Source organism: Streptomyces sp. NPDC012510 (assembly GCF_042955065.1).
Taxonomy (GTDB): domain Bacteria; phylum Actinomycetota; class Actinomycetes; order Streptomycetales; family Streptomycetaceae; genus Streptomyces.
In genome coordinates, this window is record NZ_JBIBEN010000003.1 from 376,415 (window position 1) to 392,456 (window position 16,042).

A 16,042-nucleotide genomic window follows, 5' to 3' on the forward strand; every position below is an offset into this window, starting at 1 on the left:
CCTCTGCGTACCGTACGGACAGATTCACTTGACGACGGGTGCGATAGGATCCGCCGCGGAGCGGAAACTGTGCCCGCTCCAGGCGGCTACAGCTACACCGAGAATCAACAGAGCGGGTAGCCAGAAGAGGAAGCCGTCGAAATGGCTCGCCCATGCGTACAGGAAGCCGGACAGGGGCACCGTACCAGTGATGATCATTCTGATCACCGAGTTTACGCGGCCCGCAATGTCTATCGGTATCAGGTTCTGCCGATAGGTGATGGAGACAACATTGTTGAATCCGGTGGCGAAAGACAGGATCACATACCCAAGGGCGGTCAGCGGTATCAGCGGAGTGGCGATGAGACCCATGGAAACCAGCACCGCGACTTGACTCAGAAGAATTCGTCGTTCCGCCGGCCACGAGGGCAGGAGTACCGGAGTCAGGCGACTCGCCACAGCGCTCACGGCCAAGCCGAGGCCGAGCAGGAGGGAGACGACCAGCGCCGCGAGGCCCTTCTGGTCGAACACCGTCACCAGGACGGCCTCCAGCTGGCCGATGGACAGGTTGACCGCCGCCATGGTGACCACGAGCCACAGAAGGTCCGGTTTGCGGAGCCACCGGAACCCGACTCCGAGGCTCGCGAAGAGACCTGCCTGCGGTGCTGGTGTGACGACTCTGGGCAGCAGCAGGGCGACCGTCCCGGCGGCCGCGTACAGGCCGATGACCGTCACCAGGGAGAACGTCGACCCCTGCCACGAGATCGCCACGCCGCCCACGAGCAGACCGACGACCCTGGCCACTTCCAGGGCTGCCATCAGCTTGGCGACCGCCGTGTCCCTGCCCTCCGGGTCGATGAACTTCGGCACCAGGACGAACTGGCTGGTGATCGTGGACGCTACCGCCCCTACTCCCGAGAACAACAGGAGCCCTCCGCCCACCCAGCCATTCGGGGAAAGCGCCAGCAGAGCGATGCACGCCGCTTGTTGGAACTGGGCCAGAATGAATACGGCGCGCTGGTCGAAGCGATCGATCACCGCACCCAACAAGGGGGAAAATGCGTACGCTGCTCCGCGCAGAGCGAAGGTGAGCAGAGCAACCGCCGGCGAGTTCGACTGCTCCAGCACGACAAGCGGAATAGTGATTCCCAGTTGCCAGTTCGCAAGTGTGGCCATCATGGACGCCGTGACGATGACACGGAGCGGGTTACTCACGGATATGGCTCCTGCGCGTCGTCCGGAATATTTCGAGCTGAATCCCCCAAGCGTCGCGCATCGATGGCTTTTGATCCATATGCGACATCAAGCCGTGGGGCGGCCGTGCGATGGGCAATCCTATGACACCGCCTGTTCGTCGATCAACGGGTCCATTTTGCGGGGTGAACGGAGCCGTACCACCATTACCCCTAGGACGTCCCACTTCATCGCGGCGAAAGGCACTACTCGTGCGATTTCGCCGTGATGCGCCGCATCTCGTAGCCGTACCTCTTGTCCACATTCGTATCGAAGTACAGTTCCGGCTGGTCACCCGTCCGCTGTACCTGGAGCAGGGCGGACGCGGAGCCGTCCGAGAAGGAATCGGTCGCGTCGAAGCGAAGCTCGACGGTGCCGCTCTTCCCGGTATCTCCCTTGAGATTCCACTCACCGCTCCCGGAGAGGCCTCCGTTTCCGGGAGGCGGGTCGGTGAAGCTGAACACGACGGCGCTGCGCGGGATGCCAGTCATCTCGAAACGGCCACCCTGCAGGAACTCGATGCGGCCTGCGCCGGAGCCCTTCCAGACTCCGACGACCTGTGCCGAACTGAGCGCCTTCTCGTCGTTCTCCCCTGCTTCCAGAGCGAAGAGAACGACAAGGATCAGCACCGGAAGGGCGGCGGCTATCGCGCAGCCACGCAGGATTCTCACCTCGGGCCTACTTGTAGATCGTCTCTTGCCAGTGGATGTCGACCCGGAATCCGGCGAAGTAGCCGCCGGTGTAGCGGGGGGTGCCGTTCATGGCTTCCTGCCACTTGCTGTGGCCCGGCACGAGGGACTCGTTGTCGATGTCGGTCCACGCATGATATTCAACGGTCAACGTGTCCCCCTTGGTCTTCTTGATCTTGTACTCCAGTGAGTAGGACCCCAGGACGCCCTGTGCCTTGCGGTCCTCCTTGCCCACGACGAGCCCGCCGAGATCGGAGGCGTAGACGCCCACCATCTGCAGGACGTTCAGATTTTCTCCGGCCCTGTTCTTGGTCGTGCTGTAGTCCTGGCGGCCCTCCTTCCGGCCCGTTTCCGCGTACAGGGAGGCGATTTCCCAGCGGGCGTCCTCCATGCTGGAGCTCTTGATCAGGTACTGGGTCAGCTCGTCGTCGCCGTCGTAGGACCTGTCGCTCGTGCGGGTCTTGAACTCGGGGCTGCCCCAGATCCAGCGGAAGGCGAGGCTCCAGGGGCCACCGCTCTTGACTTTCCCGTCGCCGCCGAAGTCCTTGTTCGCCAGTTCACCGGAAGGCGGGCGGTTCGAGGCGACGGTGTACATGGCCACGATTTGGAGAAGTCGGGATTCCGGGCTCTGGCCGAACATCACCGGCACCGGATCGGGACCCATGAGCAGCGGCTGCGGCTGGGCCAGCCGAGGCGCGTAGGGGGAGGTGATGCCGGGGCCGGTCGCCGACGACGTACCGGAGCTGCCGCCCGACGTGAACGAGGGGGACGCGTAGAAATCCGCCAGCATGTCGTCGACACCGCAGTCCACACCGAAGGTGCACTTGAACTCGTTGCTCTGTCCCGTGGGGTCGGAGAGGGTCGCCGGGTTGTTCTCGGCGTATCCGTATCCGTTGAGGGACTGGTGCTTCTCCGGTTCGAGCAGCGGGTCGACACTGATGAAGACGCCGAGGACGGGGTCGTATTCACGGGCCCCCAGGTGGGTCAGACCTGTGCCGCTGTCGTGTGTCTTGCCCAGGAAGCCCCGGTCGTCGACCCAGTCGCCGATGCTTCCCTCCTCACGGGCTTCGCCGAAGACGGTCTGGTAGCGCCTGGTGATCGCCTGGGTGCCTGCTTCAATGGTCAGGCCCGCCGTGCCCTGATGGTCCCCGGCGAGGAAGTACAGCTTGTTGGTGCCGCTCCGATTGGTCCGGACGGCGACCGTCAGTTCCTTGGTGCCGTAGTGGCGTTGTGCCCAGACACTGCCGTTCTTCCTGAGGTGCACCTCAGTGGACCCGGCGTAGAGGACTCGCTCACCGTTCTGGTCGGCTCGGATGAGGAGATTGCCGTCCGCGTCGTGGATGTAGTCGGTGGCCTCCGTGCCTTCGGTGAGCTTGGTGAGCCGGCCCTCAGCCGACCAGGTCAGTTCCTGCTGTGCGTTCTCGCCCGGCCGGTGCCAGGTATTGCCGGCGTCGTCGTACTCGTACTCGCGTTCCGGGTTCGCGCAGTCGGCCTTGGTGCTGGTCCCGGTCAGGGTGTGCTTCTGGTCCCCCTCGTAGCAGTAGGTCGTCGTGGCGTCGCCGTCCCGCTTGTGGTCGGTCTCCGTCCGGCGCTGTCCGGCGTCGTTGTATGTGTAGCTGGTCCAGTACGGTGCCGGGCCGCCCAGCGTGGTGGCATCGCGCTCGTCGGAGCACTTCTGGGAGGCGGGTGTCCACGCCTCGGTCAGGCGGCGGAGGCCGTCGTACGCGAAGCACTGGGCGTCGGGCTTGCCCGCCCCGCCGACGGTGCTCGTGTCGGCGATCGACGTCACGTTCCCGGCTTCGTCGAACGCGAAGTTGAGGTCCTGCACCATGCCGTGGGTCTGGTCGGTGACATGGCTGCGTGTCAGCCGCCCGGTGCCCTCCTCGTAGGTGTGGGTGACGTACGCCTTCTTGTGCTCCTCGGTGTCGGCCGCACCCAGGACCAGTTGCTGCGGCTGACCGAGGGCGGAGTAGTCGGTGTCCAGGAGGTAGCCGGTGCTGCCGTTGACGGACTTGACCTGGCCGAGGCCTGTGTAGCCGAACTCGACCGTCTCCGAGGGCAGTCCGCCGAGGGCGGGTTCCTCGGTGTTCTGCAGTGTTCCGTCGATGTTGTAGTAACTGCTGAACTTCAGCGTCCGGGGCACTCCGGCCTTCAGCAGTGCGTCATCGGCCGGGAGTTCGATCTCGGTGTTCACGGCACGATCGAGGCTGTCGTACTCCGTGACCCTCCGAGTGATCGCCTGGCCTCCGGTGCCGCCCAGGTACCGGGTCGAGGACGCGGGCTTGCCCTTGATGACGTCGTCGTAGGTGTGCTGGGTGAGCCGCTTCGCCTCGGTCTTCGTGCCGTCCCACGTTCCGGTGAGGCGGCCGATCGCGTCGTACTCAGTCAGAGTCGTCCGGCGGTTGCCGTCGGTGGTGCTGGTCGCCTGGTCCAGTGCGTTGTACTCGGTGTGCGCGTCGCCCTTGTCCGGGTCGTCGACATCCGTGCGGCGGCCGAACAGGTCGTAGACATAGGACCATCGCGCCCCGTCGGGGCCGGTGATGGTCAGTTCCTTGTCGTCCAGTGTGTGAGTGGTGCGCACTGACGTATAGGTGGCTCCGGAGGAGGCGCCGAACTGTTTGTCGGCCGGGCTGGAGCCGGCGTAGTCGCGGGTCTCGACGGTGCGACCGCGGGCATCGCTGATGATGCGCCTGGCGGAGCCGCCCTCCAGGGCCGAGGTCGCGGCGGAGTCTCCGGTGTAGGCGGTCGTGCTGGTCCAGCGTTCCTCCCCGAAGAAGGAGACGGTACGACTTGTCTCCCGTTCCGCTCCGTCATGGGTGATCGCGGTCTGCGTGGGGGCCTCTCCGTGCTCGGCACGCGTGTAGGTGCTGGTGGGGCCGCTGGTGTCGTCGAAGATGTCCGCGTATGTCTCGCGGACCAGTCCTCGGGTGTCGTACCGGGTGTCGGTCAGCAGGCGTCCTGTGCCCTGGGGGGTGGAGGACTGGGTCTGCAGCTTGCGCAGCAGCGCGTCGTAGATGTCGTAGGTGGTGTTGTAGGTCCTGCCGTCCTTCTTGAGCGTCGAGGTGGACACCCAGGACGGTCGGCTCGCGCTGAGGCTGTAGGCGAAAGTGCTGTTCGGTGCGTCACCACCCGCCATGCTGCGGTTGGGCAGCCAGACCGAGGTGAGTCGCCCCATCGCGTCGTGGGTGGTCTCCGTCTTCTTCAGGTTCGCGTCATAGGTCCGCTCCGCGACACCGCGGCGCGGGTCGAGGAACGTGGTGGTTCTGTGCTGCATGGCGTTGGTGATGACGGTCTTGGTGAGCGGACCGGCAGCGGCCGGCGTGTAGTCGGTACGCGTCGTGTTGCCACCCGCGTCCGTGACCCTGACGGTGCGGCCGAGCGTGTCGTACCCCGTGGTGCTGATGGTCTGCCAGGCGGACGGCTTGCGCGATCCTTCCGCGTCGGCGGCGGCCGCGTAGCCTGTGGCCCGCCCTGTCCAGGTGACCTCGCCCTTGGCCGGCTTCTGCGCCGCGTCCCAGGTAGTGGCCTGCGGAGCGTCGTAGACCGAGGCGGTGTCGGACAGAAGGTCGCCGCGCGTCTTGGTCGTCGTCGGCAGCGCCAGGGCCGAGTCGGCGACGGAGCATGGCCTGCCCACGGTCCGGACCCGGGAGACCAGACTGGTCAGGCCGACGTCGGCATTGCGCGCGTACCAGGTGCGGGTGCAGGTCTCGTCGCCGCCCCTGCCCGCGTCGCCGGAGTCCTCGACGGCCACCGGCATGCCGTAGCTGTCATAGGTGTGGGCGACCGTACGGGCACGCCAGGTCTTCGATGCCGTCAGATAGGTGTACGTGGTGCTTTCGGTGCCGCGTACGTAGCGCGCCCGGTGGTCGGGGGCGCCGGGCACGGTCTGGTGGGCCGTCTCCTTGGACCAGGGGCGGCTCACGCTCGCCTTGACAGGTGCCGAACCGGAGTAGACGACCTGTTGGCGCAACTGGCCGGCGTACTGATCACTGTCGGTGAGCGAGGTGACACCCAGTCCGGGTTCGGCAAGCGGTGACACCGAGACCGAGCGGGTCGAACCCTCCGCCTTCTTGTCCCCGTCCATACCTTGGAAGTAGAGCGACACGGTCTTGGAGCGGGTGGTGCCGATCGCACCCTTGTGGATCGTGACCTGGCGGTAGCCGCGCCAGTCGGACCAGGTCCGCTCGTCCTGCGGGACGAAGGGGTCGTCGTTGTGGTGCCAGGCAGCGCCTGCGTAGTCGTAGGCGTGCTCCACCGGTTCGTTGTCGGCGGCCGGGTCGGACGTGGTCACGGCGAGGACCCGGTACTTGTGGAACCAGTCCACGGAGGCGTTCTCGGCGCCGTTGATGTTCCAGTACTGGGGGTAGCAGGAGCGGGTGTTGGTGTCCTGCGGCGCGTCGATGACGGCGCCGCGCACGCATTCCGGTGACGAGAGTGTCACCGTGGTGAGCGCACCCGTCTCCGAGGTGACGGTCGCGATCCGCGGTCTGCGCAGGGGCACGATGTTCTCGGCCGCGTCGACGCGGTTCGGCCGCATCTGGTAGGTGAAGCCGATCGGGTCGGACGTGATCTCCTTGCCCGCCTTGGCCGTGCGCCGCAGGGACAGCAACGCCAGGGTCTGGTCGCTGCTGTCGCCGATGTCACCACCGTCCAGGTACTTCTGGGTGAACGCCCAGGTGTCGACGGGCTTGTACGTGGTCTCGGCGGCCGACCAGGAGAAGGTGCTGATCGTTGTCATGCGCTTGCGGGTGAAGAACGCCGGGCCGGAGGAGTTGCACTCCTTGTCCCCGTCGGAGCAGATCGCGTCGAAGGGTACGTCCGGCCAGTTCTTCGCCGTGTCCTTGGTCAGTGCGGAGCAGTCGGACACGGTGCAGCGCTCCTGGTACGTGAAGGTGACCTTCGCGTCCGCGTCGTCGGTGAACAGAGCACCTCTGCGCAGACCGTACTTGATCTCCTTGAGGTAGCCGCCCCGGGTGTACGAGGTGTTCGCCGTGCCGGCCTTGTTCTTCTTGTAGTGGTTGGTCTCCTTCGCGTACCAGTACGTGGCGGCGTTGCCCCGAGTGTTCTCGACGTGGTCGAGGTTCCACCGCCAGGCCTGTGTCACTGCGCGGTCGGCGAAGGCGTCGCCCTTGGTGTAGCCGGGTTCGCCGGAGTCGTCACCGAAGACCGGTACGGTCCAGGTGGAGTTGGTGCGCTGGTCGCCGGCGCCGTCGAGGTTGTTGAGGCCGAAGACGTACTTGGTGCCGTCACCGGTGATGACGGTCCAGTACTCGCCGTTGTCGTCGCCGTTGTCCGCGTCCGTCGAACGGATGACCTTCGAGGCGTCGTCGTTCTCCAGGTGCCACTGTCCGGAGTCGTCGTCCTTGACCAGCCGCGAGGACTTCCCGTTCAGCACGAGTCGTGCGTTGTCGTACTTCCAGCAACGGTCGAAGACATCGGCGTGTCCGTCGTCGTCACAACTGCCGTAGGACCGCTCGATGTAGGACTCGGTGAGCCCGAAACCCTCGCCGATCGCGGTGCCCTGATTGTTCGTGGTCGACGTACGGCCGTCCACGTTCCCGGAGTCATAGGTCAGGCTGAGGGTGGGTGTCGGGTCGGCGGCAGCGGGTGGCAGCGGGAACTTGTGGTTCCAGGTGAAGGATCCTGAACCGCCCCCGGCCTCCCACGAAGAGGCCGACGCCAGTTCGGTCGCCGAGTAGTCGCCGGTTCCGGAGGGGGACTCGCCGGCCCCTGCCGCGAGAGCCGTGACGGCCAGCACGGTCATCCCCTTGGCGGCATTCGCCCGCCGTGCGGACACACCTCGGTCCCCGTTCCCGGGGAGGGACACGACGGCCGACACGGTCTGGCTGTCCGGCCGGTTGGTGGACTCCAGCGGCGTCTGACGACGGCACTCGGCCTTGTCCGGGGTCGTCAGCGCGCACGCAGGCATCTGTACGAGGCGCAGACGGCCGGCCCAGCCGCCGCCGATGGCACTGGCGAAACTGCCGTAGTCGACGCTGACTTTCGCGCGCCCGGCCGTATCCGCCTCGGCTGTGAGCAGAAGGCCGGTGATTCCGGCTCTCCGCGTGGCTTTCTGCCCCAGAAGCCCGATGCGGGCCTTCGCTCCGCCCTCGGTCAACGCCTTGGAGCGCGGCTCCACCGTCACCGGCACCCCGGAGGTTGACGCGAGAGCCTGGCGTTTCACACCGAGGTCAACGACGGTGTCGGCGGCAGCGGGCCAGGTGGCTCGTCGATCCGCCACTGCGCGCCGCGTCTGGCCGGTGTTGCCACTCCGGTACTCGGCCGCCTTCTCACGAGCCTTCTCGGCCCCGAGGCCCTCGATCTCCTTGACCTTGCTCACCCGCTGATCCGGCACATCAGGGCGCCCACGCGTGCCGCTCGCGGCCTCGGCCATCGGCACGAGTCCCAGCGGTATCACCAAGGCCAGTGACACCGCACCTGTCAGGAACCGTGCGTCGCGGTGTCGCGACGCGGCACGACGGCGCCATGAAGCGCCCATGCCAAGTTTCATGATTTTCCGCCCGTTGAGAAGGAGAAGTCAGTGATCTCGTGGCGCGGGCGGCATCCCCTGGGCGCCGCCCGCGCACTCACACGCCGTCAGTCACCGACGCGCGCATCGATCTGGTCGGGCCCCGCCATCGCTCCCGCCCACAGGCGGACTTCGGTGATCCGGGCAGCCAGGTGATGTTCACCGGTTCCGCCGGAGAAGCCCTTGCCCAGGCTGAGGTCGCCGGATCCGGCCTTGGCGGTGAACATCGACTCGTCGCCGTTCTGGTTGCGGCCGAGGTACAGGCTGATCGTTCCGGCCTGGGCGTCGAATACACCGGTCAGCCGTACGACGCTGTCCGTCGCGGCCGAATCGTCGGAGAGCACGGAGCTGAAAGTGCCGTCAGCGTCGAGCCGACCGAAGTGCCACTTGCCGATGGGGACGATGCGCTCTTCGAGCGTCTCCTCGTCCAGCACCGTCTCCTTGCCCCTGAGTTCGTACCACAGACCCCAGGCCGAACCGTCCTTCGTCCGCTGCCCCACGATCTGCCCGGTGTAGCCGATGGACTTGCCCACCAGTTTGCTCTCGTCCAGTTCCACAGCCGTGGTCACCGTGAAGGAACCGGTGTCGTCGACGAGCGGTCCGCCGACCGTGGCGGAGTCGTCGATGCCGTCCAGGACGATCGCCTCACCGTCGAGCGAGGCGCCCCCGTTCAGGGTCAGGCTCCTGCCGTAACCGGAGATGGTGTCGGCGATGGTGGTGCCGCTGCCCCGGGCCGCGTTCCAGTCGGCGACGAGCTCCGCGCCCGTGTGTCCCTCGGACACGACCAGTTGTGCCTCGTCGGCTATCTCCTTGTCCCCCAAGGCCCGCTGCCAGACGGCGACCTCGTCGATGGAGCCGTCGAAGTGGTCGACGTTGTTGCTGTTCCACTTCGTCCGGCCGATCTGCAGGCCTCCGGTGGCCAACCAGGGCGTTCCGGCATTCACTTCGGACCGCAGTGCACCGTTGATGTAGAGCCTGGCCACGTTGCTCTCGGCGTCATAGGCGGCTGCCACATGGGTCCATACGCCCTTGGGACTGGGCTGCTCGCCCCTCGCCTTGTTCCAAGTGTTGCCGGAGGCTTCCTTCGAGAGCATGCGCATGCTCCAGTCGCCCGCGCCGTCCGCGTTGTAGGACAGGTAGAAGGGACTGTAGGCACCGCCGTCCTGGCCGAGCAGTGTCTCGGTGCCGCTGGCTCCGGGATTCACGCGCGCCCAGGCCGAGACCGTGTACGACGACCGGGTTTCCAGCACCTGTCCGCCGGTCGCGGCGTATCCCGTGCTGCCGTCGAGTGCCAGGCCACGGTCCGTGACAGGGTTCTCAAGCGGTACGCCTGCCGCGTCGTGTGTGATCAGCCCTCGGCGCCCGCGGTCGTCACGGGTCGCGGTGCCGGAGAGTGTCGCGTTGTGACGTGCGGTTCCGCCCGCCGTGGCCGAGTCGACGGCGGCGCCGCCGGCCTCGGCGAAGTGCCAGCGGCCGATCGCTCCCTCGCCCGCGTCCACGAGTACGTCGATGGCGTTCTGGGCTCCCGCACGGCCCTTTCCGACGTCGTCGGTGGCCCGCGCATAGATCCGGAAGCTGCCTGACCTGTTCGGAACGATCGTGGCCGTCGGCTTGGAGGCCGGGATCGGTGCCGACCACGCCGCAGCGGTGCTCAACTTGTACGAATAGCTGGCGATGTTCGTGTCGCCAGTGGCGCCGGGCGCGAAGGTGAACGTCATCTTCTGTCCCGGTCCACCGTGCGGCACGCAGTCAGCGGTCGTGCACTCGGTGTAAGGGGAGGAGACACTGATCCTGGGTGCCTTGGGTGCGGTGGGGTCGATCTTGAAATAGCACCAGCCGGTCACGGAAGCGTTCGATGGGCCCGACAGGTAGCTCTTGCCGCCGTTGTAGTACGAGCGGACCCAGGCCCGGTAGCGGTAGAGCTTGCCTTCGGTGAGCTTCGGCCAGATCATCGTCAGCGCAGTGCCGTCGCCCTTGTAGCCGGTCGAGGGGCGCAGGTCGGCGCCCTCGGTGATGGGTGCGTCCGCCCAGGTTCCACCACTGTTCTGGACGTCGACGTCGAAGGCCACGCGTAGCTGAGCCTCCTTCTCGCCGCCTGCGGCGGTCTGCGCGGTGGCTCTGAGCGACGGCTCCGGGGTGGAGATGACGTCCGGGTCTGTCACGTCCTTCTCGCAGGCGGCGCTCGAACCGATACCGACGCCGGTCGGCTTGGCCGGAAGTCCGACGAAGTCCACGTCGAGCACGGCATCGTTCTTAAAGCGCTTCCAAGCAGCGGTGTCGCTCTCGTCGTGCGCCCGTATCTCCAGCGTGAGCCGGGAGAACTTGCCGGCCGCGAAGTTCCGCACGGTCGAGGTCAGGTTCTCGTCGGACTCCGCCGGGTTGTCGTTGAACTCGATCTGGGCGTCCGGCGAGTCGGGGGCGCACAACGAACCCCGACCGGCCGAGACGTGCTTGTCCCCCATGAGGTCGAGCCGCTTGGGCCGCGACGACCAGGTGGTGGACGACGAGATGTTGTTGGTTCGCACCAGGTCGACCCACCGCGGATCGCACTGGAACGCCCACGGTTCCGTGATCCGGAACGTGGCGTCCAGTACCTTCTTGCCCTTGAAGGAGGCCGGGGAGAACTCGAAGTAGAGGCGTTGGGTGTAGCCGGGGCCGCAGTAGTAGTTGTTCCATGTGCCGCATCGACCGGCACCTTTGCCCAGGCCGTCTTCGCCATTGCCCCAGGCGTAGTCCTCGTAGCCGTCCGAGCGCAGGAGGGTCCGCTCGGACTCGCTCCATGTGACGTTAGGGTCGATGTGGAGCGGGAAGTCGGCCGGGGCGGTCTTGGTGAGCATGTCCGCGTCGGGGGTCAGGGCCAAGGAGTCGTCCGTCACCTCGACGTCCATCTTGGCGACCTTGTCCCCTTGGGCGGGCTCGCCGCGGTCCGCGGCCGCGCCGCCGCGCCGTGGGGGATCCGAGACCCTGTGGGTGATGCCGCTCCTGTCCGTGCCCTCGGCCGCAGCCATGGCTGATCGGACCATCGCGGGTCGCTGCGTTGCCGCGGAGCCCGCCGAGTCCCACATCTGCGCCGGTGGCGCTCGGAAGACCGTGTTTCCTTCCCCGTCCACGGCCATGAGGTTTCCGGCCGCGCCCTCGTGCAGGTCAAGACCGGTCGCCTTCAGATCGTAGGTGATCCGATCGAGGGAGGAGCCGGCCGCCGCCTCTGGCGTTTTGACGATCAGGATGTGCTGGAAGCCTTCCGCCGACGCCGTCACCCTCAGGTCGACATCGGGCAGCACCTCGCTGTACAGCGCGCTGGCACCGTCCAACTCCGGCTCGGGCAGCTTGCCCGGCCATCCGAGCGCCAGCGTCCGGCCCTGATCGGAGATCTCGACAAGAGGGTCGCCGTCCCCTCCTCCGGAAAACACCATCTCCACGGCGGCGGCCCTGGGCGCCACCGAGCCGTCCGAGCGCACTTCCAGGACAGGATCCGGGGCCTGCCAGCCCCCGTCGGCCGCCGCGACCCGGATCGGGACCGCCGACTCCTCCAACGTGAAGGTGTACCCGTCGGGGTTGGCGAACACCGTGGCCCGCTCCGAACGCTCACTGACGACCTCGACGCGCTCCCCCGACTTCTGCGCATGAGCCAGCGCCCTCTGCCCTTCGGACAGATCCGGAGTTTCCTCCACGGCCGCGGCCCGGGTCCCAGGCACCAGCAATGCCGCGAACAGCGCCGCCGCGGTGACCATCACCGTGCCGGCTCCGCCCCCGAACGACCGTCTCACCTTCACGCTGTTTGTGCGTTGCCCCCGCGACAACTCCACTATTACTCCCCCGTGTCACAGCTTTCTCACAAGACGCACACCAAACAAGATCGCCGAGGGGAAGGTCAAGGCTTCATCAAACAGGGGTGGCCCGCTGGTGACTCGTTTCGATTCTTTGGCCGGCCAAGCGGCCGACGGCCGAGTGATCGCCGGCCCCGTTCCCCTGCGTCGGCGATCCCCCACCTATCCCCGGCTCCCTCGATCCGTCGGACCTTCTGTCCCGACACATCCCTCCATGTCGCTACGAGGTCGCGGTGCAGCGCTGCGATCACCTCACCTGTTCACGCAGGGGCCGCAGTGACGGGCGTCGAGATGTTCGCCGAGAAGGAGCCAGGAGAATGGCCGATAGTAGCCGCCACCGTTCATCACGTACTCACCCACGGTCCCCGCTTCCCAGGCCTGGCCCGGTGTATCGAAAACTCGTTCGCCGGACAAGACGGCGCTCTGCTTGGCTCGCCCCATGAGTGATTTGCGCATTCGCCACGCCGCCCCCTCGGACATCGACACCGTGCTGGAGTTCTGGCGCGGCGCCGCAGAAGGAACGAGTATCAGCGACGACCACGACGGAGTGGCCCGACTCATCGAACGAGACCCGCAAGCGCTGCTTCTCGCAGAGCGCGATGGCCTCCTGACAGGAACCGTCATCGCCGGCTTCGACGGATGGCGATGCTCCGCCTACCGTCTGGCCGTGCACCCGGACCACCGCCGGCAAGGCATAGCCACCGCCCTACTGGAAGCAGCCGAACAACGCTTCGCCGCCATCGGCGGGCGACGCGTCGACGCCATGGTTCTGGAAGCCAACGAACAGGCCCACCACACCTGGGCGGCAGGCGGCTACCAGCGCGAGGACCACTGGCGGCGCTGGGTCAAGCCCCTGTAGACACGACCGGCGGCAGGGTGTCCGTGAGCAGCCGGGACGCGGCGGCCGACCCTGCCATCCGTACCGGCCCGCGTGGGCCCTCGTCCACCACGAGACCACCCCACATGGCCTGGCGGACGGCCGGGTACGCGCCCGAGGAGAAGGGGCGGCGGTGGGCGGAGCCGCCCGGGGACTTACGGCGGAGGGCGAAGAGTCTGGTGGACCGAGGCGACGAAAGAGGACTTTGCCGATCCTTTACCATGGGTGGACCAGTCGACCTCTACGGAAAGGTTGTGAGCGTCCGCCCATGGGCGAGCCTCCCAGTATCAGACCCGGTACACCTCGTACGCGGGCCGGTGCACGACATCGCGCGATCCTTCCGCCCCTGTCCGACCATGGGACGGAGGTGACCCGATGACCGAAGTGCTCCTCCTTCTGGCGGCGGTGCTGCTCTCGCTGATCTGTGGCGCCTTCGTCGCCGCCGAGTTCTCGCTGACCACGGTCGAGCGCGGCCAGCTGGAACGGGCCGCGGAGCGGGGCGAGCGGGGTGCCGTCGGCGCCCTCAAGGCCGTACGGAATCTGACGTTCCAGCTCTCCGGGGCCCAGCTCGGCATCACCGTCACCAACCTGGTCGTCGGCATGCTCGCGGAGCCGTCGATCGCCAAGCTGATCGCGGGCCCGTTGGAGTCGGTCGGTGTGCCGGCCTCCACGTCGGGTTCGGTGGCGCTGGTGATCGGCACGGCCCTGTCGACCGTCGTGCTGATGGTCGTCGGCGAGCTGGTCCCCAAGAACTGGGCGATCTCCGCACCGCTGCCCGTGGCGAAGAACGTGGCCAACCCGCAGCGCTGGTTCAGTGCCGCCTTCCGTCCGTTCATCACCCACCTCAACAACACCGCCAACCGTCTCGTGCGCCTCTTCGGCGTCGAGCCCGCCGAGGAGCTGGCCTCCGCGCGGGGCCCCCAGGAGCTGGCGGCGCTGGCCCGGCACTCGGCCAAGGCCGGCGCCCTGGAGGCGGACACCGCCGAGCTGTTCGTGCGCACCCTGAACCTGGCCGATCTGACCGCCGAGAACGTGATGACACCGCGCGTGCAGGTCATCGCCCTGGAAGCCCAGGCGACCTGCGAGGACGTGGCGAACGCGACGCGGGCCACCGGGCTGTCCCGTTTCCCCGTCTACCGCGGCAGCCTCGACTCGGTCGTCGGCACCGTGCACATCAAGGACGTCCTCGCCGTGCCCGCCGCACGCCGGGTGCGCACCTCCGTGGCGGAACTGCTGCGCGAACCGCTCCTCGTCCCCGAGTCCCTGACCGTCGACCGCGTCCTGGACCGGCTCTCCGGCAAACGCACGATGGCCGTCGTGATCGACGAGTACGGCGGCACCGCCGGCGTCGTGACGCTGGAGGACATCGTCGAGGAGGTCGTCGGCGAGGTACGCGACGAGCACGACCCGCACGAGACACCCGACCTGGCCCCTGTCGGCACCGACGAGCACGGCCGCGAGCTGTACTCGGCCGACGGCTCGGCCCGCACCGACCAGCTCGCCCGGGTGGGCCTGCACGCGCCGGAGGGGCCGTACGAGACGCTCGCCGGTCTCGTCGCCGCCGAGTTGGGCCGGATACCGGCCGTCGGCGACACCGTGGAGACCGCCGGCTGGCGGCTCGACGTGGTGGACGCCGCCGGGCACCGGGCCGCACGGGTACTGCTGCACGCGCCGGTCCCGTCCCCCGAGGAGCACGAGGAGGAGACCCGATGACCGCCGTCCAGCTGCTGATCGGTTTCGCGACGCTGGTCGTCAACGCCTTCTTCGTGGGCGCCGAGTTCGCGCTGATCTCCGTACGCCGCAGCCAGATCGAGCCCTACGCCGAACAGGGCGACCGACGGGCCCGCAGTGTGCTGTGGGGCCTGCAGCACGTGTCGGCGCTGATGGCGGCGGCACAGCTCGGCATCACGCTGTGCACCCTGGTCCTCGGTGTGGTCGCGGAGCCCGCGATCGAGCATCTGCTGCAGCCGCTGTTCCACGCGGTCGGCGTCTCGGAGAGCGCGGGTCACGTGGTGTCCTTCGCGATCGCCCTCGCCCTCGCCACCTATCTGCACATGCTGCTCGGCGAAATGGTGCCGAAGAACATCGCCCTCGCGGAGCCGGTGCGCAGCGCCCTGCTGCTGGGACCGCCCCTGGTGACGCTGTCGCGCGCACTGCGCCCGGTGATCTTCACGGTCAACGCCTTCGCGAACGCGCTGCTGAAGCTGATGCGGATCGAGACGAAGGACGAGGTCACCGCGACCTTCTCGGACACCGAGCTCGCCCGTCTCGTCCGGGACTCCAGCGAGGCCGGACTCATCGACGACCGCGCCCAGGAACGGCTGCGCGACGCGCTGGAGCTGGGCCGCCGGCCGGTGCGTGATGTCGTGCTCCCGCTGGAGCACGTCGTCTACGCGGGCATGGGCGTCACCCCGGAGGAGCTGGAGCGGCTGTCGGCCGAGTCCGGGTTCTCCCGTTTCCCCGTGGTCGACGAGGGGCGCCGGATCGTGGGCTACCTCCATGTGAAGGACGCGCTCGACGCGGCCCCGCGCGATGTGCCGTTCTCCGTCCGGGACATGCGGTCCATCGCCCGAGTGCGGGAGACCACACCGCTGGACGACGTGCTCACCGCGATGCGTCGCAGCCGGACCCATCTGGCGGCGGTCCTGGGCGCGGACGGGCGGCTGGCCGGCATCGTGACCATGGAGGATGTACTGCGAGAACTGTTCGGCCAGCCGGCCGTGTGACCGTCCGGCGGGCCGTTCGTGATGCCCGCGCGGGAGGTACCGCTCGACGTGCCGCGTCGGATTGTCGTACGACTCGTGCGAGTCATGCGGGTCGTGCGACTCGTACGAAGGGCCGTACGAGGGGCCGTAGGAGGGGCCGCGCAACGAGAGGGGCTGACCGACCGCTGGGTATGTGAACGCGC

General features: G+C 67.5%; 7 protein-coding genes. 3 read left to right on the forward strand and 4 right to left on the reverse strand.

Annotated elements, in window-relative coordinates; translation table 11 throughout:
- Positions 1–24: 24 nt before the first annotated feature.
- From ACFY9I_RS07125 to ACFY9I_RS07140, 4 genes are all read right to left on the reverse strand, one after another.
- Positions 25–1,194 (reverse strand): MFS transporter, encoded by a 1,170-nt coding sequence (locus ACFY9I_RS07125; protein WP_390997748.1) that lies wholly within the window; start codon positions 1,192–1,194, stop codon positions 25–27.
- Between the two features lie 224 nt (positions 1,195–1,418).
- Positions 1,419–1,883, reverse strand: a complete 465-nt coding sequence (locus tag ACFY9I_RS07130) for a hypothetical protein (RefSeq protein ID WP_390997751.1) — start codon at positions 1,881–1,883, stop codon at positions 1,419–1,421.
- Positions 1,884–1,890: 7 nt separating this feature from the next.
- The gene (locus ACFY9I_RS07135) at positions 1,891–8,295 is read right to left on the reverse strand and encodes an RHS repeat-associated core domain-containing protein (RefSeq protein ID WP_390998103.1); all 6,405 of its coding nucleotides are present in this window, start codon (positions 8,293–8,295) and stop codon (positions 1,891–1,893) included.
- 203 nt (positions 8,296–8,498) lie between these two features.
- A complete protein-coding gene (locus tag ACFY9I_RS07140) occupies positions 8,499–12,161 on the reverse strand; it encodes a LamG-like jellyroll fold domain-containing protein (RefSeq protein ID WP_390998106.1) in 3,663 nt (1,220 codons plus the stop codon).
- 535 nt (positions 12,162–12,696) lie between these two features.
- Here ACFY9I_RS07140 and ACFY9I_RS07145 point away from each other — a divergent pair.
- The 3 genes from ACFY9I_RS07145 to ACFY9I_RS07155 all read left to right on the forward strand — a co-directional run bounded on the left by ACFY9I_RS07145 (position 12,697) and on the right by ACFY9I_RS07155 (position 15,860).
- Complete coding sequence (locus ACFY9I_RS07145) at positions 12,697–13,116, forward strand: GNAT family N-acetyltransferase (RefSeq protein ID WP_390997753.1); 420 nt, start codon at positions 12,697–12,699, stop codon at positions 13,114–13,116.
- A gap of 393 nt (positions 13,117–13,509) precedes the next feature.
- Positions 13,510–14,847 carry a CNNM domain-containing protein gene (locus ACFY9I_RS07150; protein WP_390997756.1) on the forward strand — a complete coding sequence of 446 codons (1,338 nt, stop codon included), beginning with the start codon at positions 13,510–13,512 and terminating at the stop codon, positions 14,845–14,847.
- Entirely contained in the window at positions 14,844–15,860 is a 1,017-nt protein-coding gene (locus ACFY9I_RS07155; RefSeq protein ID WP_390997758.1) for a CNNM domain-containing protein, read from the forward strand. The genes ACFY9I_RS07150 and ACFY9I_RS07155 overlap by 4 nt, the downstream gene beginning before the upstream one ends.
- Positions 15,861–16,042: the final 182 nt, after the last annotated feature.